This is a genomic window from Nocardioides luteus, from assembly GCF_014648595.1.
Taxonomy (GTDB): Bacteria; Actinomycetota; Actinomycetes; order Propionibacteriales; family Nocardioidaceae; genus Nocardioides; species Nocardioides luteus.
The window spans coordinates 254,881-279,608 of sequence record NZ_BMRK01000004.1 but is presented as its reverse complement, the minus strand read 5'-3'; the positions used below and the strand labels follow the sequence as shown (position 1 = coordinate 279,608).

Below are 24,728 nucleotides of genomic sequence, written 5' to 3'. Positions count from 1 at the left end.
GGTCAGGAGAGAGAAACATGAGCATCTACCTCAACAAGGACAGCAAGGTCATCGTCCAGGGCATCACCGGCGGCATGGGTGCGAAGCACACCGCCCTGATGCTCGACTCGGGCGCGCAGATCGTCGGTGGCGTCAACGCCCGCAAGGCCGGCACCACGGTCACCCACAAGGACGCCCAGGGCGCCGACGTGGAGCTCCCGGTGTTCGGCACGGTCGCGGAGGCGATGAAGGAGACCGGTGCGAACGTCTCGGTCCTCTTCGTGCCGCCGGCGTTCACCAAGGACGCCTGCATCGAGGCCATCGACGCCGAGATGCCGCTGATCGTCGTCATCACCGAGGGTGTCCCGGTCCAGGACACCGCCGAGGTGTGGTCCTACCTGCAGGGCAAGGCCACCCGGATGATCGGTCCGAACTGCCCCGGCATCATCACGCCGGGCGAGTCGCTGGCCGGCATCACCCCGCACACCATCACCGGCAAGGGCCCGGTCGGTCTCGTCTCGAAGTCGGGCACGCTGACCTACCAGATGATGTACGAGCTGAAGGACTTCGGCTTCTCCACCGCCATCGGCATCGGCGGTGACCCCATCATCGGCACCACCCACATCGACGCCCTCGAGGCGTTCGAGAAGGACGACGAGACCAAGGTCATCGTCATGATCGGTGAGATCGGTGGCGACGCCGAGGAGCGGGCCGCGGCCTACATCAAGGAGAACATCTCCAAGCCTGTCGTCGGCTACGTCGCCGGCTTCACCGCGCCGGAGGGCAAGACCATGGGTCACGCCGGTGCGATCGTGTCCGGCTCCGCCGGCACCGCGCAGGCGAAGAAGGAGGCCCTCGAGGCCGCCGGCGTGAAGGTCGGCAAGACCCCGTCGGAGACCGCTGCTCTCGCCCGCGAGATCCTGCAGTCCCTCTGACCCACGTCAGCTGAGAGCCCCGCGACCGGTCCGGTCGCGGGGCTCTTCGCGTCTCAGACCGCGCGCAGCGCGCGGCGGCGCCGCAGCAGGTCGAGCGCCTCCGCGGTCGCCTCGTCGGCGGGCATCAGCACCTGGAGCTGCTGGTTGTCGGCCGCCGGGAGCTCGAGCTCCTCGACCTCGAAACGCAGCTCGCCCGCCGTGGGATGGCGCCAGCGCCACACCCCGCCGTGCGGCGGGTCGTGGCGACGCAGGCGGTCGGCGAACTCGGCCCCGGCCTGCTCGGAGAGCCGCACCATCAGCTCCCGGGAGGCGACCGGGTTCGGTCCGCGGTAGAGGTTGGTGACCAGGTCGTCGGCGACGCGGTCCCAGTCGGGAAAGGCCTCGCGCGAGCGCGGGTCGAGGAAGACGTACGCGGTGAGGCTGGGCTCTTCGCCGTCGAGCAGCCCCAGCGGGCGGGCGAGCAGCTCGAAGGTCGCGGTGTGGGCGAGCAGGTCGCCGAGCCGGTTGCTGAGCACGGCGACGCCGGGCTCGAGCTGCTCGAGGAGGGCGAGGGTGCCGGGGCGTACCTCACGGCCGGACGAGTACGGCCCGAGGCACTGCCCGCCGGAGGCCATCGCCAGGGTGCGCAGGTGCTCGTGGGCGGCGGCGTCGAAGCGGAGCGCGTCGCCGATGGCCCGCAGGACCTGGGGCGACGGGTTGCGGTCGCGGCCCTGCTCGATCCGCACCAGGTATTCGACGCTGATCCCGGCCAGCGTGGCCAGCTCCGAGCGCCGGAGCCCGGGCGCGCGCCGGCGTACGCCCGCCGGGAGACCGACGCTCTCCGGCGTGGTCTGGTCGCGGCGGTCCCTGATGAAGGAGCCGAGGGCTCCCGGGTTGGCCGGCATGCCTCAAGCCTACGGGGGACGGCGACGGTGATGGTGGCCCTGCCGGGGCCAGCCTGGGCTCGGTCTCCCACCGGTCGCCGATCCCGGCGAGCCTGGAGGGCATGACCCAACCACTACGTATCGCAGTCATCCTCGCCAGCGTCCGGGAAGGGCGCGGCGGCCCCGTCTTCGGCTCCTGGGTGGCCGAGCAGGTCGCGGCGTACGGCGGTCTCCAGGTCGAGCTCATCGACCTGGCCGACCACGAGATCCCGCTGTCGCTGCCCGCCGAGTCGCCGAAGGCCGCGGGGCCGGACTACCCGCGTCCCGACGGGCAGGCCGACCTCACCGACGCGCTCGAGGCCGCCGAGGGCATCATCATCGTCACGCCCGAGTACAACCACAGCTTCCCGGCGTCGCTGAAGTCGGCGCTGGACTGGCACTTCACCCAGTGGCAGGCCAAACCGGTGGCGTTGGTGTCCTACGGCGGCGACAGCGGTGGCCGGCACGCGACCCTGCACCTGGAGAACGTGCTCACCGAGCTGCACGCCCACCCCCTGCAGGCGCGGCTCGCGTTCCCGCGCTACTGGGAGCGGCTCGACGAGCACGGCCGCTTCGACGATCCCGACTCGGCCGTCTATGCCAAGGCCATGCTCGCCCAGCTCGCCTGGTGGGCCGACGCCCTGCGCGCGGCTCGGGCGAAGAGCTCCTATCCGGCGTGAGGGGTCAGGCCGCGACCGGCTCCTCGTCGTTCAGCAGCCCGGCCGCGGAGGCGGAGCGGTAGCGGTCGAGGTCGAGGATGCCCTCGCGCTTGGCGACGATCGTCGGCACCAGCGCCTGCCCGGCGACGTTGACCGCCGTGCGGCCCATGTCGAGGATCGGGTCGATCGCGAGCAGCAGCCCGACACCGGCCAGCGGCAGGCCGAGCGTGGAGAGCGTCAGGGTGAGCATCACGACGGCACCGGTCAGACCGGCGGTCGCGGCCGACCCGACCACGGAGACGAAGGCGATCAGCAGGTAGTCGGTGATGCCCAGGTCGACGCCGAAGATCTGCGCGACGAAGATCGCCGAGATGGCCGGGTAGATCGAGGCGCAGCCGTCCATCTTGGTGGTCGAGCCCAGCGGGACGGCGAACGAGGCGTACTCCTGCGGGACGCCGAGGTTCTTGACCGTCACCTGCTCGGTCACCGGCATGGTGCCCACCGAGGAGCGCGAGACGAAGCCGAGCTGGATCGCGGGCCAGGCGCCGCGGAAGTACGCCAGCGGGTTGAGGCCGTTGCCCCACAGCAGCACCGGGTAGACGATCAGCAGGACCAGCGCGAGGCCGACGTAGACCGCCGCCGCGAACCAGGCCAGCGAGCCCAGCGAGTCCCAGCCGTAGGAGGCGACCGCGTTGCCGATCAGGCCGAGGGTGCCGATCGGCGCCAGCCGGATGATCCACCACAGCACCTTCTGCACGATGGCCAGGAAGGAGCGGTTGAAGGCGAGGAACGGCCCGGCCTTCTCGCCGGTCTTGAGCGCCGCGATGCCGATCGCGAGCGCGACCACGAGCACCTGGAGGACGTTGAAGCTCAGCGAGGTCTCCGCCAGCGGGCTGCCGCCGGCCTGCTCGACGCTGGTCGAGGCTTCGAGACCGAGGAAGTTGCCGGGGATCAGGCCCTGCAGGAAGGTCAGCCAGGAGGCGGACGCGGCGGCCTCGGCCGCGTCCGCGGTGCTCACCGCGGTGTTGCTGCCGGGGCGGAAGAGCAGACCGAGCCCGATGCCGATGACGACCGAGATCGCCGCGGTGACGGCGAACCAGAGCAGCGTCTGACCGGCGAGCCGAGCGGCGTTGCTGACCGTACGCAGGTTGGCGATCGAGGCGACGATCGCGGTGAAGACCAGCGGTACGACGACGGCCTTCAGCAGCGCGACGAACGAGTCGCCGATCGTGGAGAGGGTGGTCGTCAGCCAGTTGGCCTCGTCACCGACGGGACCGATCGCGCGGGCGACCGCACCGAGGGCCACACCGAGGGCGAGACCGAGGACGATCTGGACAGAGAACGAGGGAAGCCGCAACCGCCTCTTGGCGGGAGCGCTGGGGGCGGTGGACACGAGAGGGCCTCTCCGACGACGGCGTGGGACAGGACTCTGAACGCACCGGCTCGTACGTCTCTTCCTCTGGTTCCTCCGTTGTGACCAGCGTCTCCAGCTCAGCGCAGGTCGCTGATCCCCGCCGTGACCGCCGCCTTCTCGATCGCGAGGATCCGGCCGGGCCAGGAGTCGGGCTGGTCGGGCTGGTAGCACGGGTCGTCCTTGTCGCCGGTGCTCGGCGGGCACGGACCGGCGAGCTCGCCGTAGCCGACCAGGACGAGACGGGTTTCGTACTCCGCGACGAGCTCGGTCTCGAACCAGATCCCGTCGCCGTCGCCGGGGCCGGGGTAGGTCGCCTGAGAGCGCGCGGCGCGCTTCGGTCCAGCATCGAGGTCCTCGCTGACATCGATCGGGAGCGCGGCCACATCCGGCTTCGCCCCCAGCTTGCCGGCCGGGCAGACCTCCATCCACTCCATGACCTCGTTGTACGCAGCGCCGGCAGCGTTCTCGTCGGCGAACTCCAGCACCGCCACGTGGACCTGGCCGACCATGGCGCGGTCGGTGTCCCAGCGGTAGTCGGAGGCGATCTTCGCGGAGGCGCCGAGCGAGGAGAGCCATTCCTTCTGGCAGGCCAGCGTCGGAACGTCGGGGGTCGGGGTGTACTGGTTCCAGCCGACGGAGCTCTCGAATCGGTCGAGTGCGGGGAGGGCGCTGCCGTCGACCAGGTTGGCGGCGCTGAGACCGTCAGCCGCAGGCGACCCGGTCTCCGTCGGATCCACGGATGGGCTGTCCTTCGGCGTGGCACCGACCATCCGGTGGGCGGCGTTGACTGCGGAGGTCTGCAGGGTGGTGGGCGAGACGTAGTCCTGGACGCCGCGCTCGCGGGTCATCACGAGCACGCGGTCCTCGGCGGAGACGACGGCCGTCGCCACCTCCCACACCGCGTTCATCGAGGGGTCGTCCGGCTGGTAGGTCACCACGTCGACGGTGCCGCCTGAGATGACCCCGCCCTCGACCGGGAGATAGCCGGCCGTCTCGGCGCCGTCCACGCCGGGACACGTCGTCGCCGCGTCGGAGAGGTCGGTGCGTACCTTCTCGGCCTGGGCGGGGGAGCCGAACTCGGCGACGACGGCGTTCAGGGTGCCGGCGGCGTCGCTCGACTCCTCCCCGGGCTTCGCGGCGAAGTCGCGACGGAACGTCGCCTGCGCACCCAAGCCCTCCAGCGTCTCGGAGAAGCAGTCGTTGTAGGCGTCATCGCCCTCGCCGTCGTAGGTCTTCTTCTCGACCCAGGCCGGGTAGGGGTCGTCGGCGACCAGGTCGTCCTCGGTCGGCAGGTTGGCCCGGGTGAGCTCCGTCGCTGCCGCCGTGCCGGAGCGGGACGGGACGGACGCGACGACGCTGTCGCTGGGTGCGGCCGGGTCGATGCCCTTCTCGCCGAGCCCGGCGGAGAGGAAGACGACCGGCCCGGCGACGACGGCGGCCACGGCTGCGACGGCGGCGGTGGTGACCGCGCGACGGCGACGGCGGATCTGGTCACCGCGTCGCCGTGCCTCGGCCGGCGAGCTCATCGGTGCTCCGGGGGCGTCGGCGCGGAACTGGTCCAGACGTGAGATCGGGTCGCTCATCTCAGGCCTCCTTCCAGACGGCGCCGGGGTTGTCCTCGGCGAGCAGCCCCGCCAGCGCGGCTCGTCCTCGAGCCAGGCGGGCCTTGATCGTGCCGGTCGGCGCGCCGACCTCGGCGGCCACCTGGTGGACCGGCAGGTCGGCGATGTGGTGCAGCACGATGGCCTGGCGCTGCGCCTCGGGCAGCTGCTTCAGGGCGGCGACCAGCGCCACGTGGGTCTCGTCGACCGGCGGCATCTCCGTGCGCGCACCGACGGCTCGGTCGGCGGCGCGGCGGGCGTACTTCTTGCGGCGCCAGCGGCCGACGGCGAGGCGGTAGGCGGTGGTGCGGACCCAGGCCTCGGGATAGTCGACCGATGCCATCTTCCGCCGATGCGCCCAGGCACGGGCGAAGGCCTCCTGGACGCACTCCGCGGCTTCGTCGAAGTCACCGATCATCGCGTACAGCTGAGCACACACGCGGCGGTACGACGCGTTGTAGAGCGCGTCGAACTCGTCCTCGTCCATCGTTCGCCTCCCCGGCTGGCGTTCGGTCACCACTGCCCGTGCGTCAGTGTCGGCGGTGACGGGCGCGAGCGTAAAGGTCAATTGCAGCTCAGTCACTCACGTCACCGCAGGTCTCGTACGGCTCGGTCGACGGTGGCCTTCACCGTCCGGGCGACCCGGTTGTCCCACTCGGTGTAGTCGGAGGCCTCCTCCGGCGGGCAGGCCCTGGTCGGAGGGCACGGTCCGCCGGCCTCGGCGTGCGTGACCAGCACCAGCCGGGTGCCGATCTGGACCACGGTCTGGTGGTCGTACCAGGTGGCGTCGCAGTCGAGGCCACCACAGTCGCCGGCGTACTCGGCGAGCGTCTGCGCGGCCCGGTCGATCGCCGGGCTGGTGTCGGTCTCGATCGACCGGACCGGCCCGGCCGTGAAGCGCTTCGCGTCGGCCAGCGACGCCGGGCAGGCGTCGAGCCAGCCGTGGACCGTGTCGTACGCGGTGTCGGCACTCTTCTTCGTGGCGAACTCCAGCACTGTCACGTTGACCTTGCCGATCTCGCCCGGGTTCTCGAGGCGGAACTCCCGACTGACCGAGTCGGCGGCCTTCAGCGAGGAGAGCCAGGCGCCCTGGCAGTAGAGCGTCGGCGTCGGCTGCGGGGCGACCTGCTGCCACACCGCCGACGACTCGCCCTCCAGAGGCAGCGCGGGCAGCGACCCCGCCTCGACCAGATGGGCCTCGCTGAGGAGCGGTGCGGCCGCGGAGGAGGATGACGACGGGGACGAGGAGGCCGAGCCCGGCGTCGTTGCAGGCGGCAGGGGAGACCCGGCCAACCGGTGGGCGGCTCGGGCGGCGGAGTCCCGCAGGTCGGTCGGTGAGACGTAGTCCTGGACGCCGCGCTGCCGGGTCAGCACCAGCAGCCGGTCCTCGACGGTGACGACCGCGGTGGCCACCTCCCGGCGGGCGTTGTCGGGCTCGTCCTCGGGAAGGTACGTCACGACGTCGACGTCGCCCGCCGTGACCGCCTTGCCCTCGACCGGGAGATAGCCGGCGGTCTTCGCACCGGACACCCCGGGGCAGGAGGTGGCCGCCTCGGAGAGCTCCGCACGCACCTTCTCGGCATCGCCCGCCGAGCCGAACTCGGCGACGACGGCCTTCAGCGTCCCGGCCGAGCCCGAGAGCTGGTGCCCGCGCTCGGGGACGAAGTCGCGGCGGAAGGTCGCGAGCGCGCCGGCGTCGGCCAGCGACTCGGTCAGGCACTCGTTGTGGTCGTCCCTGCCCTCGCCGTCGTAGGTCTGCTCCTGGGTCCACCTCGGATACGGGTCGGCCGTGACCAGGTCGTCCTCGGTGGGGAGGTGGGTGCGGGTGAGGTCCGAGGCGGCGGGCGGGGACGACGGGGTCGGGGTGACCGTGCTCGGCGTCTCGGTCGGCGCCGGGGCGGGCTCCGGGTCGGTGGCACGCTGACCGAGCCCGGCGGAGAGGAAGATGATCGGTCCGGCGACGGCGGCGGCCACGGCCACAGCGCCGGCGGTGACGGCAGCGCGATGGCGCCGGCGGATCTGATCACCCCGTCGGCGTACCTCGGCTGCGGACTTCATCGGTGCTCCAGGGGTGTCGGCGCGGAACTGGTCCAGACGCGAGATCGGGTCACTCATCTCAGGCCTCCTCCCAGACGGCGCCGGGTGTTTCTTCGGCGAGCAGCTCCGCCAGGGCGGCTCTTCCCCGAGCCAGACGGGCCTTGATCGTGCCGGTGGGGGCGCCGACCTCGGCGGCCACCTGATGGACCGGCAGGTCGGCGATGTGGTGCAGGACGATGGCCTGGCGTTGAGCCTCGGGGAGCTTCTTGAGCGCGGCGACGAGAGCGACGTGGGTCTCGTCGACGGCCGGCATCTCCATCCGCACACCGACGGCTCTGTCGGCGGCACGGCCTGCGTACTTCTTGCGGCGCCAGCGGCCGACGGCGAGGCGGTAGGCGGTGGTGCGGACCCAGGCCTCGGGGTAGTCGACCGTCGACAGCTTGCGACGGTGGGCCCAGGCGCGGGCGAAGGCCTCCTGAACGCACTCGGCGGCCTCGTCGGAGTCGCCGATCATCGCGTACACCTGAGCGCACACGCGGCGGAAGGACGCGGTGTAGAACGTGTCGAACTCGTCCTCGTCCATCGCTCGCCTCCCCAGACTGGGCCGGTGCCGGTCTGGCCCTGCGCCAGCCTCAGAGGGTCAGATGCCTGAGCGGCCCGACCGGTTGCATCCGGAGGGAGAAAATCGCAGCGAGTCTCAGAGGTAGTCGAGCCGGTAGGCGGCGCGTCGGGCGAGGGCGACGAAGTCGGACTTGCTGATGTCGGCGTCACCGTCGGGGACGAAGCTCATCTGGGCGACGTTGGCACCGCGCCGGATCGCCGCCATCCGGTAGTAGATGGAGGAGTTCTCGAGCTCCACCCGGATGTACCAGACCGTGAACGCGCCGTCCTTGATGGACTCGGTCGCGGTCTGGGTGACGTGGCTGCCGAGCTGCTTGTCGCTGCACTTGTCCAGCCGGCCCTTGATCCCGACGTTGAACGCCTGCGCCTCCTTGGCGGAGCCGAACTTGCCGACCGTCTCGGTGAGGCCGAAGGTGCTGTCGAGCTTCTTCTTCGTCTCCGGGATCACGAACGTGCGAGTCCGAGCGTCGGACATGCCCTTGGCGTTGAACTCCGTGCCGTCGCAGCGGGTCTGGGCCGGGTTGGTCTTGGCCGGCTTCGCCTCGGTGCCCTCCCACGGGTCGCCGACACCGCCGACAGGTGGCAGATCGGTCTCGTTGATCAGGCCGGGGACCTTGCCGGTGGCGACCGGGACCACGGTCGTACGCGGGCGCTTGGTCTCCACGCACGCGCCCGCACCGGGCATCGAGCAGAGGTTGTGGACGGCGACGCCGAGCATGGTCGAGGTCTTGGCGGCGGTCGCGCTGGACTTGCCCTCGGTCTTCACGGTGACCGCTGCTGTGTGGCGGCCGGTGCGCGCGACGCCGTAGGTCACCGCCCGCTTGTTCTCCCAGTCGCGGTAGGTGAACAGGGTGGCCTGGTCGCCGATCCCGTCGACCGACTCGGTGGTCATCAGCTGGTAGCGCGGCTCGGCGCAGGCCGCGTACCACTTCTGCATCTTCTTGTACGCAGCGGCAGCCGCCTTCGGGTCGACGGAGGACTCGATGGTGGTGCCGGCGGTGGTCGCCTTCGCCTTGGCGGTGAAGGTGCGCGCCAGGCTCGCCACCGGCCGCTTGTCGGCCGAGGTGTCGATCTGGCAGGGGATGGTGAGGCCGGTGCCCTCGAGGTTGTCGGAGGAGATGTCGACGGCCCAGGAGCCGCCGTAGATCTTCGCGACGTCCTCCTCGGTCATCAGGTCCTTGGCGGTCAGCTTCTTGCCCGGGATCTGGCTCGGCTCGACCTCGAACTCCTCGGCCGCCGACTTCATCGAGAGCGTGTTGAGCCGCGGCTCGGTCTCGGCGTCCTGGGTGACGAAGAGGCCGGTGGCGACCAGGGCGACGATGGCCGCGGCGGCACCGATGGTGGTGTGCACCCGGCGGCGCACGGCGCCCGCGGTGGTGATCGTCGAGGCGTTGGGCCAGGGCTGCTCGGTGAGGACGTCGACGAGCGGGTCGAAGATCGTCTGCAGCTGCTCCGGCACGATCCCGAGCTCGTCGCAGATCGCGGCGTTGGCGGCCTGCAGGTCGGTCTCGGTGCGGCTGATCGGGGTGCCGACCTCGCGGGCCAGCTGGGCCAGGTCGACGCTGGTGAGGTGGCCGAGCAGGAAGACCTTGCGATCGTGGAGCGGCAGGCTGCGCAGGGCGGCGAGCGCGTTGCGCGCCTCGGGCGCGATCGTCTGGTCGCGGTGGAGCAGCGGCACCGAGTGGTTGCGGATCGCCTTCGACCAGGCGATCGGGCGCACCCAGTCCTCGCGCTCGAAGTCGTCCATCGGCTTCACCTTGCGCCAGTGGTGCCAGGTGATGACCAGCGCGCCTCGTACGGCGCTCTTGGCGGCCTCCAGATCACCGGTCAGCGACCAGGTTTGGAGAAGGAGGCGTCCACGGACGTCCTGATAGAACGCCTCGAAGGTCTCGTGGTCTGCCGTGGTCATGCCCATGTCAGCGGTCAACTGTAAGTGATTCGGTCGAATGAACGGCAATACCCGCAGATGCACAGGCGGGTATCAACGACTGTGACCGACCCGGGGGTCGCCCGTGGCGGCGCGTCGCCGAGATCGGGGCGTCGCGGATTGGGAGGATGAGTGGCGATGTCGTCATTGCTGCCTCCTCGCACCCCGGACCGTGGGCTCTCCGCGGAGGATCTCCACGACCTCCGCCACCGCCGTCCGCTGGTGGCGGTGGCCCTGCTGGGCGGGATCGGCGCCGCCGCGAGCACGCTGCTGGTGTGTCTGGCGATCGGCATCGTGGGCTGGTTCATCACCGACATGGGAGCCCACGGAGAGCCGTCGGACGCCCTGCGAGTCGCCGCGCTCGGGTGGCTGCTCGGCCACGGCTCGGGCGTCCTCGTCTCCGGCGTCGCGATCACCGTCGTCCCGCTCGGTCTCACCCTCGTCCTCGCCTGGACGATGTGGCAGGTCGCCGTCCGGGTCGGCGACTCGGTCTCGCTGCACGGCCCGGACGCCAACGCCCTGGCCGACGGTGAGCGCGACCTGACCGTCCCGGTCGTCGCCGGTCTGTTCACGTTCGGCTACGCCGGCACCGCGCTGGCGACCGTGGTCTTCGCCGGCACCCCCGCCACAGCGCCGAGCGTCGCCGGCGTCCTCACCTGGTCGGTCGGCCTGTGCGTGGTCGTGGCCCTCCCCGCGATCGCGGTCGGCTCCGGCCGCGCCGCGCTGTGGATCACCCTGCTGCCGCGCGCCGCGGTGGACGTGCTGGTGATGGTCCGGTCGATCCTGCTGTGGTGGTTCGCGGTCAGCACCCTGGTCTTCTTCGCGGCCCTCTTCGCCGACTTCACCACCTCGATCAACGTCGTCTCCCAGCTCCACCTCGACGTCGGCGGGATCATCCTCTACTCCCTGCTCGCCGTCCTCGTGCTGCCCAACGCGGTCCTCTTCTCCAGTGCGTACGCCCTGGGCCCGGGCTTCTCCGTCGGCGTCGGCACCACCGTCACCCCGACCGCGGTCACCCTCGGCCCGCTGCCGATGTTCCCGATGCTCGCCGCCCTGCCCGACAACGGCGCCCCGCCCGCCTGGGTCGCTGCGGTGATGGCCCTCGGCCCGCTGACCGCCTTCTGGGCAGTCTGCCGAGTCAGCCGCGTCCGACCGTCTCTGCGCTGGTCGGAGGGCGCGCTCCGCGGCGTCAGCGCCGGCGTCGTCGCCGGCCTCCTCGTCTCCGTCCTCTCCGGCATCGCCGGCGGCGCCGTCGGACCCGGCCGGATGGCCGCCATCGGCCCGTACGCCGGCCAGGTGCTCGTCAACGCCATCGCCTTCTTCGGCCTCGCCGGCCTCCTCGCCGGACTTACCATGACCTGGTGGCAGCGGCGTACGCTCCCGGCTGACGAGTGACCTGTCCCTGACCCAGCGTCGCGCCACCGGGGGTCGAGCTTGTCGAGACCCAGTTGCCGAGAACAGCCCATGAAACGGGCGATACGTCTCGCTCGCGAAGATGGGCCTCTACTCCAAGGCGCTGTCTGCGACGGAGATCGCGGCCATCCACGATGTTGCCCGGACCGCGGAAGGCGCGGCGGCTCGTCGGTCGGTTGCTCAGTCGATGTGCTGGGACCGCGAGGGGAGGCTCGTCAAGACCCTCACGGCCGGCGAGACCTGTGCTGACGGGGTCGTCGACGAGCTCGGGGAGGCCGAGTACGTCTACTCCGGTTCTGGTGAACGCATCATCCGCGCGGACGCGGAGGCCGTCACGATCTACCTCCCCGGTGGCCAGGAAGTCACCATCCCGCGCGATGAGACGAGGAACGTCTCCGCGCACCGCTACTACGCCTTCAACGGCGAAACCATCGCCGTACGAGACCAGCGTGGCTTGGGCGGGGTCACCTCCCTGGTCAACGACCACCACGGGACCTCGATCGTATCGATCTCGAACACGACGTGGACCCCGGCCTCGATCGCAAAGCACTACACCGATCCGTTCGGAGCCGCGCGCGGAGCAGAGGTTGCGGCGACAGTTGGTGACCGGGATGCAAACGGATCCCCGGGTGACCGCGGATTCTTGGGCAAGCCGAGCGATACGACGGGTCTCACCCAGGTCGGGGCACGGTATTACGACGTTGACACTGGCACCTTTGTGTCGCCGGACCCGTTGCTTGATCCGACCGAGCCTCGGCACTTCAGCGCGTACGCATACAGCCTTCAGGACCCCATCAACTACAGTGATGCGTCTGGTTTGGGGCCGATCGGCATCGATGGTGAGCCGTGCCCGAGTTGCGACAGCCGTGTAACTCAGCCTCCGGCATCTACGGATAATGACGACGACTCTGATGACTCCGAGAGTTCTGGTGATTCGATCGTCGACGCTGTCGATGAGCAGATGGAAGACGAGTTCGGCTACACGCCTGAAGAAATCCAGTTCTTCAAAGAATGGGTCTTCGACTATTCAGGTTGTGATGCCAGCCCGGAGAAATGTGCGAGTGGCTTCGATCCGTTCAAGAAATTCGGAAAGTTCAAGCTTCGTTGGCCACTCGGTAAAAAGCGGAAAAACAACAATAGTGCTCCCGAGTATCATGTGGGGGACGTCCTTGGCGACACTTCAAAGCTTAAGGGATGGATCCCAAAGTCAATTCCGAAGAATGCGCAATATGCCATCGATGACATTGCCAAGTCGGGCGTCGATGCGTCGCAGGGGCGTGCTGGTACGCATGGGTTCGCGGGTCCGCTGGTGCCGGAGATTTTCGGAAACGACGGTCGGAACGGCGCGTACGTGTTGCCTCGCACGACACCTGGAGGCGATGCGATTACCTACCAGGAGCGGGGCGTGTGGCAGTCCCTAGACAATCCAGAGCCTGGCGGTGAGAGGATTGTGACCGGCTCTGACGGATCCATCTATTATTCGGCGACCCACTATCAGACATACATCGTTGGAGCGACCGGGAGATAACCATGGCGACTGTGAAATTTTTTCGCGTCATTGGCGACCGTGATGCGGCCATTGGCCAGTTCCTTGGTCGGTCTGGCCTGTCCTTCTTCGCTGTGATTGATGCTGCGACTTTCGAGACAGAGTATGAGATTCTCGACGCGTTGAACTCGGCGTTCAGATTGCCAGCGTACTTTGGCTGGAACTGGGACGCTCTTTACGACTGTCTCGGTGATCTTGACTGGGTCGTGGCAGACCGATACCTGCTGTTTATTGAGAACTCTGATCGCCTTGATATTCAAGGCTCGCCAGATCACAGCAAGTTCTTTGAGGTGCTCAGAGATGTCGTGAAGGCATGGGATCCGTCGAGGTTTGCCCCCGATCGTCGCCGTGCCGAGTTCGCTGTGATCCTCGATTGGGGGAGTGAGCCCTTGGCGCGGGTTGAGCAATCTCTTGGGGAAATCGGCATCGAAGTCGCGGAGGCGTGAGCAACAGGGCACTTCTCGGCCGCGGTGGGCGGCTTGGGTGATCTGGGTGGCGCGGGCACGAGGCCTGCGCTGTTCTACAGTGACGGCGTGGCTCTTCGTCTCGTCGTCCTCGTGTCCGGCTCGGGCACCAACCTCCAGGCTCTGCTGGACGCCTGTGCGTCCCAGGACTACGGGGCAGAGGTCGTGGCGGTCGGGGCCGACCGCGACGGCATCCAGGGGCTGACCCGGGCGACCGACGCCGGGATCCCGACCTTCGTGCACCGGGTCAAGGACTTCGGGTCGCGCGAGGAGTGGGACGCGGCCCTGGCCGAGTCGGTGGCGGCGTACGAGCCTGATCTCGTCGTCTCCGCGGGCTTCATGAAGCTGCTCGGAGCGCACTTCCTGGACCGGTTCGGCGGGAAGACGCTCAACACGCATCCGGCGCTGCTGCCGAGCTTCCCCGGGATGCACGGGGCGCGGGACGCGCTGGAGTACGGCGTGAAGGTGACCGGGGCGACGCTGTTCATCGTCGACGCCGGGGTCGACACTGGGATGATCATGGCCCAGGTGACGGTGCCGGTCGAGGACGACGACACCGAGGAGACGCTCCACGAGCGGATCAAGGTCGTCGAGCGGGCGATGCTCGTCGAGACGGTCGGACGCATCGCCACGGAGGGCTACACGGTGGCCGGCAGGCGGGTTCGGTTCAGGCCTGCCTGAGCCGTTAGAGTGACACCACACGACTGGCGCAGGTGGGGGACCACCGGGGAGTGTGGAAGAGACGGCATCGACCGCCTGGGTGCCCTCATCGAATTTCGTCGACCGATGAGGAGACTGCTGTGCTCGACCAGATCACCATCAAGAGGGCCCTGGTGTCCGTCTATGACAAGACCGGCCTCGAGGACCTGGTCAAGGGCCTGCACGAGGCGGGCGTCGAGCTCGTCTCCACCGGCGGCTCCGCGGCGCTGATCGAGAAGCTGGGCCTCCCGGTGACCAAGGTCGAGGACCTGACCGGCTTCCCCGAGTGCCTCGACGGCCGGGTGAAGACGCTCCACCCGCGCGTGCACGCCGGCATCCTGGCCGACCGCCGCCTCGACTCCCACGTCGAGCAGCTGAAGGAGCTCGAGGTCGAGCCGTTCGACCTGGTCGTGGTGAACCTCTACCCGTTCGCCGAGACCGTCGCCTCCGGTGCCGGCGTCGACGACTGCATCGAGAAGATCGACATCGGCGGCCCGTCCATGGTCCGCGCCGCCGCGAAGAACCACCCGTCCGTCGCGATCGTCACCGACGGCGCCGACTACGCGAAGGCTCTCGAGGCGGCGCAGGGCGGCGGCTTCACCTACGAGGAGCGCAAGGCGCTGGCGGCCAAGGCGTTCGTCCACACCGCGACGTACGACGTCCAGGTCGCCTCCTGGATGGGCTCCGTGCTCACCGACACCTCCGACGGCACCGGCTTCCCGGCGTGGGTCGGGGGGACGTACGAGAAGGCGACCGGCCTGCGCTACGGCGAGAACCCGCACCAGAAGGCCGCGCTCTACGTCAACGGCAACGGCCCGGCCGGGCTGGCCCGCGCCGAGCAGCTGCACGGCAAGGAGATGTCCTACAACAACTACACCGACACCGACGCCGCCCGTCGCGCCGCGAACGACTTCGCCGAGCCCGCGGTCGCGATCATCAAGCACGCCAACCCGTGCGGTCTGGCCGTCGGTGCCGACATCGCCGAGGCCCACCGTCGCGCGCACGCCTGCGACCCGGTCTCCGCCTTCGGCGGCGTGATCGCCTCCAACCGCCCGGTGTCGGTCGAGATGGCCCGCCAGGTCGCCGAGGTCTTCACCGAGGTCATCGTGGCCCCGGGCTACGAGGACGGCGCCGTCGAGATCCTCACACGCAAGAAGAACATCCGCATCCTGGTCGCGCCGGCCGACGAGCGCGCCGCGGTCGAGACCCGGCCGATCTCCGGCGGTCTGCTGATGCAGCAGGTCGACCACGTCGACGCCGAGGGCGACGACCCGGCCTCGTGGACGCTGGCCACGGGTGAGGCCGCCGACGAGGCGACCCTCGCCGACCTGGCCTTCGCCTGGAAGGCCTGCCGCTCGGCCAAGTCCAACGCCATCCTGCTCGCCGCCGACGGCGCCTCGGTCGGCATCGGCATGGGCCAGGTCAACCGCGTCGACTCCTGCCGCCTCGCCGTCGAGCGCGCCAACACCCTCGCCGAGGGCAGCGAGCGTGCCCGTGGCGCCGTCGCCGCCTCCGACGCCTTCTTCCCCTTCGAGGACGGCCCGCAGATCCTGATCGACGCCGGCGTCAAGGCGATCGTCCAGCCCGGCGGCTCCATCCGCGACGAGCTCACAGTCAAGGCGTGCGAGGCGGCTGGGGTGACGATGTATTTCACGGGAACTCGGCATTTTGCGCACTGATGCGCAGCGCCCCGCAGCGTACGAAATTCTCAAGGACCGAGTGACAGGATGAGACTGTGACAGCACAGAAGCTGGACGGCACGGCCACGCTGAAGACGATCAAGGCCGAGCTGGCCGACCGGGTGGAGAAGCTGAAGGCCGCGGGCGTGACGCCCGGGCTCGGCACCGTGCTGGTCGGGGACGACCCGGGCAGCCGGTGGTACGTCAACGCCAAGCACAAGGACTGCGCCGAGATCGGCATCGAGTCGATCCGCGTCGACCTGCCGGGCACGTCGACCCAGGAAGAGGTCGAGGCCGAGATCGGCCGCCTCAACGCCGACCCGGCGTGCACCGGCTTCCTGGTGCAGCAGCCGACCGGTCTGGACGAGTTCGCGCTGCTCTCCCGGGTCGCCCCGGAGAAGGACGTCGACGGACTCCACCCGCACAATCTCGGCAAGCTGGTCCTCGGTGAGGACGGCCCGCTGCCCTGCACGCCGGTGGGCTGCATCGAGCTGCTGCGTCGCCACGGGGTCGAGATCAACGGTGCCGAGGTCGTCGTGGTCGGCCGCGGCCTGACCGTCGGCCGCCCGCTGGGCCTGCTGCTCACCCGCCGGTCGGAGAACGCGACGGTCACGCTGTGCCACACCGGCACCCGCGACCTGGCCGCTCACACCCGCAACGCCGACATCGTGGTGGCCGCTGCGGGCGTACCCGGCATCATCACCAAGGACATGGTCAAGCCCGGCGCGGCGTTGCTCGACGTCGGTGTCTCCCGTGTCGACGGTAAGATCGCAGGAGACCTCGCCGATGACGTGTGGGACGTCGCCGGGTGGGTGTCGCCGAACCCGGGTGGGGTGGGTCCGATGACACGCGCCATGCTTCTCTCCAATATCGTCCTCAGCGCCGAGCAGGCTCTCGAAAGGCTCTGACACCGTGTCCGTCCACCCGCCACTCAGCCCCTCACCGGAGGCTCCCGCACCGGTGGCGGAGGCGCCCGAGCCCGAGAAGACGGACACCCCAGTCGTACGCAGCTTCCCCTCGACCATCGGCGGTTACGTCTACCTCGGGGTGCTGACCGCGGCCCTCGTCGGTCTCGGTCTGGTCGGCTTCGGCCACTGGCGGGTGGGCATCATCGTCCTCGCCGCGGGCCTGGGCGCCGCCTCGCTGGGGCGCGCGGTGCTGCCGGCGAAGGACGCCGGGATGCTGGCGGTGCGCAACCGCTGGTTCGACGTGGCGCTGCTGGCGATGACCGCCGGCGCGCTGTGGATCCTCGCGGTGAGCGTCCCCGGCGACTAGGTCGTCTCGACCCTCTGGCAGCAAGCGGTCAGTGGCCGTCTGGGTCCAATTTTCGGGGTACTCCAGGGAGTTTCCGTCGGTTACTGGCCGCCGGTAAACCGACAGAAAGTCCCTGGAGTACCCCGCAGCCCGCCTCGACAGCTCCCACCAGGAGCCCCCGAAACACAGGAAAGGCCGCCCCGATCCCGGGGCGGCCTTCCTGCATCTCAGCGGGTCACTGCTCGATCGGGACCCATTCCTGCTTGGCGTAGTCCCAGCGCCAGCCGTCCTGCTCGTAGACCGGCAGGTCGCCCTCGGCGCTCTGGGTCGGCTGCTGCCAGGACTGCTGGCCGCTGCTGCCGGCGTTGCCGCCGGAGACGACGGTGCGGTCGCCGGAGTCGGCCGAGGTGTCCGGTGCGGCCGGAGCCGCCGGGGCGGCAGGCGCAGCCGGGGTCGACGTGGCCGGGGCGGCCGGGGTCGCGGAGGCAGCCGGCGCGGCGGGTGCGGCCGTGTTGGTGTCCCACTGGAAGCCCGGCTGCGCGTGGGCCTTGCCGCGACCGCCGAAGCCGAAGCCGGCCCCGACGATCTCCGATCCGTCCTTGCCGAAGAGCATCGGGTAGAGCAGACCGGCGGCGACGCCGCCGATGGCCGGCACGATCAGGAAGACCGGCAGGTCGATCAGCGCGTCGGTGCCGGAGAAGAGGGCGGGGCCGAAAGACCGCGCCGGGTTGACCGAGGTGCCGGTCAGCGGGATGCCGACGAAGTGGATCGCGGCCAGCGCGAGACCGATGGCGAGCGGGGCGAGCGCGGCGTTGGCCTTCGCCCGTCCGTCGGTGATGCCGAGGATCACGAAGACGAAGATGAAGGTGAGGATGAGCTCGACCAGGATCGCGCCGACGATGCCGGTGCCGGTCCCGTCGCCGAAACCGTTGGAGCCGAGGCCGCCGTCGCTCCACGAGTTGTAGCCCGAGGAGATCGCGACGAGGAACAGCAGGAGCGCGCCGATGATCGCGCCGACGAACTGGGCGCCGATGTAGGCACCGGCCTCCTTCCAGGTGATCCGGGCGGAAGAGGCGACACCGAGGGTCACCGCCGGGTTGAAGTGGCCGCCGGAGATGCGGCCGAACGTGTAGGCACCGATCACGACGGCGATGCCGAAGGCCAGGCCGACCGCGGCGACCTCGAGGCCCCAGAACCCGCCTTCGCCCTCAGCGTGAGTGACACCGGTGACGACCGCGACGACCGAGCCGCAACCAAGGAAGACCAGGATGAATGTCCCGATGACCTCGGCCGCCAGTTTCTGGATGAGAGTCGGCTCCGTCGCCGACAGTGGTTCCTCAGTCATGTCCCCTTAACCCTTCAAAGTCTGTTGACGTCGGTCAGACCCTTTGACGCCCGAGAGGCACTCAGGCATCAGCAGTCACCTGAACAACATGGAAGTGTTGACACACAGTAACTCTTTTGCGTCGGCACTTCGTGGTGCAAAGGTAGGGGAGGGCGGTGTCGTATCGGCCATCAGGTATCTTGACGTCAAGGAACTTTCCGTTAGCCCGGGCCCCCGACCTTTGTCAGCAGCACCGCAGATCGCAACTTGTCAGGAGTAGCCACACCCATGGCCACACGAATCATCTACACCCACACCGACGAGGCGCCGCTGCTCGCGACGTACTCCTTCCTGCCGATCGTCTCGGCCTACGCGGCCAAGGCGGGCGTCGAGGTCGAGACGCGTGACATCTCCGTCGCCTCGCGCATCCTGGCGCAGTTCGGCCTGGCCGACGACGCGCTCGGCGAGCTCGGTGACCTGGCGAAGACGCCGGAAGCCAACATCGTCAAGCTGCCCAACATCTCCGCCTCCATCCCGCAGCTCAAGGCCGCGATCAAGGAGCTGCAGGAGAAGGGCTACGAGGTCCCCGACTACCCCGAGGCGCCCAGCACGCCCGAGGAGGAGGAGATCCGCGCGAAGTACGACAAGGTCAAGGGCTCCGCGGTCAACCCGGTCCTGCGTGAGGGCAACTCCGACCGTCGTGCGCCGGGCTCGGTCAAGGCGTACGCCAAGGCCCACCCGCACACAAACAAGCCGTTCTCGGACAACTCCAAGACCGAGGTCGCGACGATGGGCGCGCACGACTTCAAGTCCAACGAGAAGTCCGTGACCCTCCCGGCCGACGACACGCTCTCCATCGTGCTCGAGAAGGCCGACGGCGAGACCGTGACCCTCCTCGCCGAGCTGCCGGTGCTCGAGGGTGAGATCGTCGACGCGACCTACATGTCGGTCGCCCACCTGCACGCCTTCCTCGAGAACGTGCTCGCCAAGGCCAAGGCCGACGACGTGCTCTTCTCGCTCCACCTCAAGGCCACGATGATGAAGGTCTCCGACCCGATCATCTTCGGCCACGTGGTGAAGGCCTACTTCAAGGACGTCTTCGAGAAGTACGGCGCCGACCTCCAGGCCGCCGGCATCTCTGCCAACGACGGACTCGGTGCGATCCTCTCCGAGCTCCCGAAGCTGGAGAAGGGCGCCGAGATCGAGGAGGCCATCAAGGCCACCATCGAATCCGGCCCGCGACTGTCCTACGTCAACTCCGACAAGGGCATCACCAACCTGCACGTCCCCTCCGACGTGATCATCGACGCCTCGATCCCGGCGCTGGTCCGCAACGGCGGCAAGCTCTGGGGTGCCGACGGCGGCGAGGACGACACCCTCGCGGTGATCCCGGACTCCTCCTACGCCGGTGTCTACCGCACCGTCATCGAGGACGTGAAGAAGAACGGCCCGCTCGACCCGGCGACCATCGGCACCGTCCCCAACGTCGGTCTGATGGCGCAGAAGGCCGAGGAGTACGGCTCCCACGACAAGACCTTCGAGATCCCGGCCGCCGGCACCGTGCGCGTGCTCAACAAGGCCGGCGACGTGCTCATCGAGCACGACGTCGAGGCCGGTGACATCTGGCGCGCCTGCCAGACCAAGGACGTCCCGATCCGCGACTGGGTCAAGCTCGCCGTCAGCCGCGCCCGTGACTCCAAGACCCCGGCCGTCTTCTGGCTCGACGAGTCCCGCGCCCACGACGCCGCGCTGATCGCCAAGGTCACCAAGTACCTCGCCGACTCCTCGGTCGTCGGTGACACCGAGGGCGCCGACATCAAGATCCTCGCGCCCGAGGCCGCCACCGCGTACTCGCTCGAGCGGCTGCGCAACGGCGAGGACACCATCTCGGTGACCGGCAACGTGCTGCGTGACTACAACACCGACCTGTTCCCGATCCTCGAGGTCGGCACCTCGGCGAAGATGCTCTCCATCGTCCCGCTGATCGCCGGTGGCGGTCTGTTCGAGACCGGTGCGGGCGGCTCGGCGCCGAAGCACGTCCAGCAGCTCGTCGAGGAGGACTACCTCCGCTGGGACTCGCTGGGCGAGTTCTTCGCGCTGGTCCCGTCCTTCGAGAAGTACGCCGAGCAGGCCTCGGCCCCGGCCGCCAAGGTGCTCGCCGCCGCCCTCGACCGGGCGACCGCGACCTTCCTGGAGAACGACCGCTCCCCGGGTCGCAAGCTCGGCACCACCGACAACCGCGGCTCCCACTTCTACCTGGGTCTCTACTGGGCCCAGGAGCTCGCCGCGCAGACCGAGGACACCGAGCTCGCCGCGGCCTTCAAGGGTCTCGCCGAGACGCTCGCCGCCAACGAGGACAAGATCGTCGAGGAGCTCCTCGCGGTCCAGGGCAAGCCGGCCGACATCGGCGGCTACTACCTGCCCGACCCCGAGAAGGTCACCACCGTGATGCGTCCCTCCGCGACGCTCAACGAGGCGATCGACTCCCTCTGACCGTCATCGGTCGAAGCTCTACGACCGCGGCCCGGCACGGACTTCCGTGCCGGGCCGCGGTCTCATTGTGCGGAGACCTTCCTGTGGTGGGTGACCTTCATCTCCAGCTCTTTCTTCTGGTTCCTATACGTGCAGGTCAGCACGGTGTTTGACCTCGGATAGCGGCGGAAAACCTTTAGGAGAGTGTCGGTGGTCGCACTTACCGTGATCTTCTGATGACTGCGACGCTCTCGACTCCGCCCGTGCCCACCTCAGGCAAGGCTCTCGGAGTCCCATCCGACCCTGCCGACCCGAGCCGGCAGGTCGACTGGCGACGGCTGAAGGGGCCGGTCACGATCGCTGCGCTGATCGCGCTGGCCGTGGCCATGGTGGCCCAGTCGGTCGGCACCGTCGTGGCCGGAAAGCTCGCGGAGAACCCGACGGCCGACCTGGTCGGCTGGCTGGCGATGTGCGTGATCGGGGCCTCGCTGATCGACTCGACGGCGAAGATCGCCTGGGTCGGGGTGTCCGACCGGGTCGAGGGCAGGCTGCGCGAGGACGTGCTGCGGGCCGCCATGCGGCAGCCGCTCTCGGAGCTGAGCGAGCAGGCGGTCGGGGAGATCCTCGACCGGGTCGACGACGACTCCCATGAGGTCGGCAACCTGCTGCGCTGGCAGCTGTGGATGCTGTTCCGGTCGGTCTTCGCGGCGCTGCCGATGTGGATCGTGGCCAGCTTCACCTGGTGGCCGGCGGCGATCCTGTTCCCGCTGCTCGCCGCGGTGACCTGGTTCGTCATCCGCAGGCTGCTGGGCCAGATCTCCAAGCTCAAGGTGATCGAGGAGGCGTCCTGGACCGATCACGCCGCCGTGCTCGAGGAGGGCATCGCGGGGCGTGACGACCTGCGTACGAGCCTGGGTCAGGACCACGTGGTCGCCCGGGTCGCGCGGCTCTCGGCGATCGTCCACGAGAAGTTCCGTGCCGTGGTGACGGTGGAGGCGAAGGTCGGCCGCCGGGCCGGCGTGCTGCTCCACTCGCTGCTGGCCGGCATCGGCCTCGCCGGGATCGCGCTGGCCGCGACCGACCGGCTCGGGATCAGCGCGCTGGTGACGTTGTTCCTGGTCACGAGCACCTTCGTCGGTCAGATCGCGATGCTCGCCAACCACCTTCCCGACATCCAGGCAGGCTTGGGCGCGGTCATCCGCCTTCGTCAGATGCTCGGCACCGAGCCGGAGCCCGAGGGCGGCGCGCCCGTGCCCGGTGGTGGGGCGCTCGACGTCGAGCTGCGCGACCTGACCTTCTCCTACGCCGAGGGCACCTTCGCCCTGCAGGGCATCTCGCTCGCCGTCCCGGCAGGCGACACCATCGCCCTGGTCGGTCGCACCGGCTCGGGGAAGTCGACGCTCGCCTCGCTGCTCTCCCGGGCGGTCGAGCCGCCGCGCGGATCGGTCTTCCTGGGCGGCACGGACGTACGCGACCTCGACCTGCAGCAGCTGCGGGCCTCGGTGGGCGTGGTGACGCAGCGTACGGAGATCCTGGCCGGCACGCTCGCGGAGAACATCGCGCTCTTCGACGACCTGCGTCCGCGTGCGGACATCGAGCAGGCTGTCGCCCGGCTGGGTCTCTCGGAGTGGGTCGCGGGGCTGCCCGACGGTCTCGACACCCTGCTCGGCCCGGGCGGCACCTCGCTGTCCGCGGGGGAGGAACAGCTGGTCGCCTTCGCGCGACTGCTGGTGCGCGACGTACGCGTGGTCGTCCTCGACGAGGCGACCGCCCGGATGGACCCGCTCACCGAGCGGCGCGTGGTCGCCGCGGCCGACAGGTTGCTGACCGGACGTACGGGCATCCTGATCGCCCACCGGCTCTCCACGATCGAGCGCGCTCCGCACGTGGCCGTGCTCGACCACGGAAGCGTGATCCAGCACGGTCTGCGGGCCACGCTGGCGACCGCGCCGGGGCCGTTCCGCGACCTGCTGGAGGCCAGCCGCACCGATCACCTCGACTCGCCCTCGCCCGAGGACAAGCCCGCCGACCACTCCACCCTCGACCACGTCGCCGAGGGCAACGTGGGTGGCAAGCGGCGCTCAGGGGAACCGCCGAAGGTCGCCGAGGTCGGCACGGGTCCGTCGCTGGCCAGAGGCATCGTGCACGCGCTGTTCGTACGTCCCGAGTGGGGTGTCGCCGGGGCGGTGCTCTTCCTGCTGGCCTCGATGACCGGTGCGCAGGGTGCCTTCACGGGCCTGCTCTGGGGCCGGATCGTCGAGTCGCTGCAGGACGGCGGCAGGCCGACGGTGATGTCGGTGCTGCTGGTGGTCAGCCTGCTGGCCGCGCCGCTGATGCTCGCCGATGCCTTCTACCGTTACCCGCGCTGGTGGATCGAGGTCATGCTGCGGGCCAGGATGGCTGTGCTGTACGGCCAGACGCGCCAGCACCGGCTGACCCGCACCCCTCCGGGGGAGGTCGTGGCGCGGTCGATGGATGCGGACCGCTACTCCCGCTACGCCGACCGCTGGGTCGACTTCGTCAACGGTCTGGTGATCGCGACGATCACCGCCCTGCTCGCCGGCACCGTGCTGGCCGGAGCCGTGCTCCTGGTCGTCATGATCGCCTCGGCGCTGGCCTCCGCGGTCGGCCGGCCGATCGCCGGCCGCTCGGCCGCGGCCTCCTCGGCTGCGCGAGCTCGGTTCGGCCGGGCGGTGGTCTCCGCGCTGGAGTCCGTACGCACCGTGAAGCTGGCCGCGGCCACGCCGCAGGTCCACGCTCACCTGCAGCACGTGGACTCAGGCCGGGTCGACGCCGCGGTGAAGGAGCACCGGGTGCAGGCGTTCCTCGACGGCGTACCCGCGCTCATGGTGCAGTGCGGCGTCGTGGCTGCCTGGGGCATCTACTTCGGCGGCGGCTGGGGCCTGGCCACGGCACTGCTGGTGGCCAACGCGGTCTCGGGCTTCGACTGGTTCGGCCGGGTGGCCGGCATGGTCGTCACCGAGGCGCCCGGCACGCGTGCGTGGCAGAAGGAGACCAGCCGGTTCTCAGGTGGTCGTGACCTGATGGACCTGCCGCCGCATGTCGACCTGGTATCAGGTGCCGCGCCCGACCCCGGGCCGGTCGACCAGGTGCCGCTGGAGTCCTTGGAGCTCTCGGCGCTCTCCGCGGTCCACGACGACGGCACCATCGGTGTCTCGGACGTCTCGCTCACCATCTCGCGAGGCGAGCTGATCCTGCTCGTCGGGCAGGTCGGGTCGGGCAAGTCGTCGTTGCTGGCGTCGCTGGCCGGGCTCATCGAGCACACCGGCACGATCCGGTGGAACGACGAGCTCGTCGTGGACCCGCAGGCCTTCCTGCGGCCGGGGCAGGTGGCGTACGTGGCCCAGGTGCCGCGGGTGCTCTCCGGCACCTTCGCCGACAACATCCGGCTGGGTCACGACCGACCGTTCGACAACCCGGTCGCCGACGCCCGGCTCGAGCTCGACGTCAAGGAGGCCGGCGGCGCGGACGCGATCGTCGGACACCGCGGCGTACGCCTCTCCGGGGGTCAGGTCCAGCGTCTCGCCCTGGCGCGGGCGCTGGCCGCCGAGACCGAGCTGCTGCTGGCCGACGACGTCTCCAGCGCGCTCGACGCGGCCACCGAGATCGAGCTGTGGCGGGCGCTCCGCGAGCGCCACACGACGGTCATCGGTGCCACCTCCAAGCGAGCCGCTCTCGCCCAGGCCGACCGCGTGGTCGTCATGGTCGACGGCGAGGTCGCGGCGGTGGGTCCGTGGGCCGAGCTGGCTCCGGCCTGGTCGCATCTCGCCGGCTGACCCCC

Annotated in this window: 19 protein-coding genes and 1 riboswitch; of the genes, 11 read left to right on the top strand and 8 right to left on the bottom strand. The window is 69.7% G+C overall.

Features of this window, described 5'->3' with window-relative positions:
• The first annotated feature begins 17 nt into the window (after positions 1-17).
• Positions 18-914, top strand: coding sequence for a succinate--CoA ligase subunit alpha (gene sucD / locus IEY81_RS07760; protein ID WP_189117881.1), 897 nt, complete (start codon positions 18-20; stop codon positions 912-914).
• A 53-nt stretch (positions 915-967) separates the two neighbouring features.
• Here the strand turns inward: sucD and IEY81_RS07755 are convergent, their stop codons facing one another.
• On the bottom strand, positions 968-1,798 hold the full coding sequence (locus IEY81_RS07755; RefSeq protein ID WP_189117880.1) for a helix-turn-helix domain-containing protein: 831 nt from the start codon (positions 1,796-1,798) through the stop codon (positions 968-970).
• A gap of 101 nt (positions 1,799-1,899) precedes the next feature.
• On the opposite strand from IEY81_RS07755, the gene IEY81_RS07750 reads away from it, so the two are divergent.
• Positions 1,900-2,496, top strand: coding sequence for an NADPH-dependent FMN reductase (locus IEY81_RS07750; protein WP_189117879.1), 597 nt, complete (start codon positions 1,900-1,902; stop codon positions 2,494-2,496).
• A gap of 4 nt (positions 2,497-2,500) precedes the next feature.
• Here the strand turns inward: IEY81_RS07750 and IEY81_RS07745 are convergent, their stop codons facing one another.
• From IEY81_RS07745 to IEY81_RS07720, 6 genes are all read right to left on the bottom strand, one after another.
• The gene (locus IEY81_RS07745) at positions 2,501-3,868 is read right to left on the bottom strand and encodes a dicarboxylate/amino acid:cation symporter (protein ID WP_189117878.1); all 1,368 of its coding nucleotides are present in this window, start codon (positions 3,866-3,868) and stop codon (positions 2,501-2,503) included.
• Between the two features lie 98 nt (positions 3,869-3,966).
• On the bottom strand, positions 3,967-5,472 hold the full coding sequence (locus IEY81_RS07740; protein ID WP_189117877.1) for a hypothetical protein: 1,506 nt from the start codon (positions 5,470-5,472) through the stop codon (positions 3,967-3,969).
• 1 nt (position 5,473) lies between these two features.
• Positions 5,474-5,977 (bottom strand): RNA polymerase sigma factor, encoded by a 504-nt coding sequence (locus tag IEY81_RS07735; RefSeq protein ID WP_189117876.1) that lies wholly within the window; start codon positions 5,975-5,977, stop codon positions 5,474-5,476.
• A 101-nt stretch (positions 5,978-6,078) separates the two neighbouring features.
• Positions 6,079-7,605 (bottom strand): hypothetical protein, encoded by a 1,527-nt coding sequence (locus IEY81_RS07730; RefSeq protein WP_189117875.1) that lies wholly within the window; start codon positions 7,603-7,605, stop codon positions 6,079-6,081.
• Between the two features lies 1 nt (position 7,606).
• Positions 7,607-8,110 (bottom strand): sigma-70 family RNA polymerase sigma factor, encoded by a 504-nt coding sequence (locus IEY81_RS07725; RefSeq protein ID WP_189117874.1) that lies wholly within the window; start codon positions 8,108-8,110, stop codon positions 7,607-7,609.
• A 114-nt stretch (positions 8,111-8,224) separates the two neighbouring features.
• Positions 8,225-10,063 carry a SigE family RNA polymerase sigma factor gene (locus tag IEY81_RS07720; RefSeq protein ID WP_194501167.1) on the bottom strand — a complete coding sequence of 613 codons (1,839 nt, stop codon included), beginning with the start codon at positions 10,061-10,063 and terminating at the stop codon, positions 8,225-8,227.
• Between the two features lie 150 nt (positions 10,064-10,213).
• Between IEY81_RS07720 and IEY81_RS07715 the strand changes: the two genes are divergently transcribed.
• The 7 genes from IEY81_RS07715 (at position 10,214) to IEY81_RS07685 (ending at position 17,151) form a co-directional block, all read left to right on the top strand.
• Entirely contained in the window at positions 10,214-11,470 is a 1,257-nt protein-coding gene (locus IEY81_RS07715) for a cell division protein PerM (protein WP_229787505.1), read from the top strand.
• Between the two features lie 100 nt (positions 11,471-11,570).
• Positions 11,571-13,016, top strand: a complete 1,446-nt coding sequence (locus IEY81_RS07710) for an RHS repeat-associated core domain-containing protein (protein WP_189117871.1) — start codon at positions 11,571-11,573, stop codon at positions 13,014-13,016.
• Between the two features lie 2 nt (positions 13,017-13,018).
• Entirely contained in the window at positions 13,019-13,480 is a 462-nt protein-coding gene (locus IEY81_RS07705) for a barstar family protein (protein ID WP_189117870.1), read from the top strand.
• 87 nt (positions 13,481-13,567) lie between these two features.
• Positions 13,568-14,179 (top strand): phosphoribosylglycinamide formyltransferase, encoded by a 612-nt coding sequence (gene purN / locus IEY81_RS07700; protein WP_189117869.1) that lies wholly within the window; start codon positions 13,568-13,570, stop codon positions 14,177-14,179.
• Between the two features lie 9 nt (positions 14,180-14,188).
• A riboswitch (ZMP/ZTP riboswitch) is annotated at positions 14,189-14,267 on the top strand.
• Positions 14,268-14,298: 31 nt separating this feature from the next.
• Positions 14,299-15,876 carry a bifunctional phosphoribosylaminoimidazolecarboxamide formyltransferase/IMP cyclohydrolase gene (gene purH, locus IEY81_RS07695; protein ID WP_189117868.1) on the top strand — a complete coding sequence of 526 codons (1,578 nt, stop codon included), beginning with the start codon at positions 14,299-14,301 and terminating at the stop codon, positions 15,874-15,876.
• 56 nt (positions 15,877-15,932) lie between these two features.
• Positions 15,933-16,784, top strand: a complete 852-nt coding sequence (locus IEY81_RS07690) for a bifunctional methylenetetrahydrofolate dehydrogenase/methenyltetrahydrofolate cyclohydrolase (RefSeq protein WP_189117867.1) — start codon at positions 15,933-15,935, stop codon at positions 16,782-16,784.
• A 4-nt stretch (positions 16,785-16,788) separates the two neighbouring features.
• Complete coding sequence (locus IEY81_RS07685) at positions 16,789-17,151, top strand: DUF3017 domain-containing protein (protein ID WP_229787504.1); 363 nt, start codon at positions 16,789-16,791, stop codon at positions 17,149-17,151.
• 214 nt (positions 17,152-17,365) lie between these two features.
• Here IEY81_RS07685 and IEY81_RS07680 read toward each other — a convergent pair whose 3' ends face one another.
• Complete coding sequence (locus IEY81_RS07680) at positions 17,366-18,475, bottom strand: MIP/aquaporin family protein (RefSeq protein WP_189117866.1); 1,110 nt, start codon at positions 18,473-18,475, stop codon at positions 17,366-17,368.
• Between the two features lie 267 nt (positions 18,476-18,742).
• Here IEY81_RS07680 and IEY81_RS07675 point away from each other — a divergent pair, with 267 nt between their 5' ends.
• Both IEY81_RS07675 and IEY81_RS07670 read left to right on the top strand, forming a co-directional pair.
• On the top strand, positions 18,743-20,947 hold the full coding sequence (locus IEY81_RS07675) for an NADP-dependent isocitrate dehydrogenase (RefSeq protein ID WP_189117865.1): 2,205 nt from the start codon (positions 18,743-18,745) through the stop codon (positions 20,945-20,947).
• A gap of 242 nt (positions 20,948-21,189) precedes the next feature.
• A complete protein-coding gene (locus IEY81_RS07670; protein ID WP_229787503.1) occupies positions 21,190-24,723 on the top strand; it encodes an ATP-binding cassette domain-containing protein in 3,534 nt (1,177 codons plus the stop codon).
• Positions 24,724-24,728 lie beyond the last annotated feature (5 nt).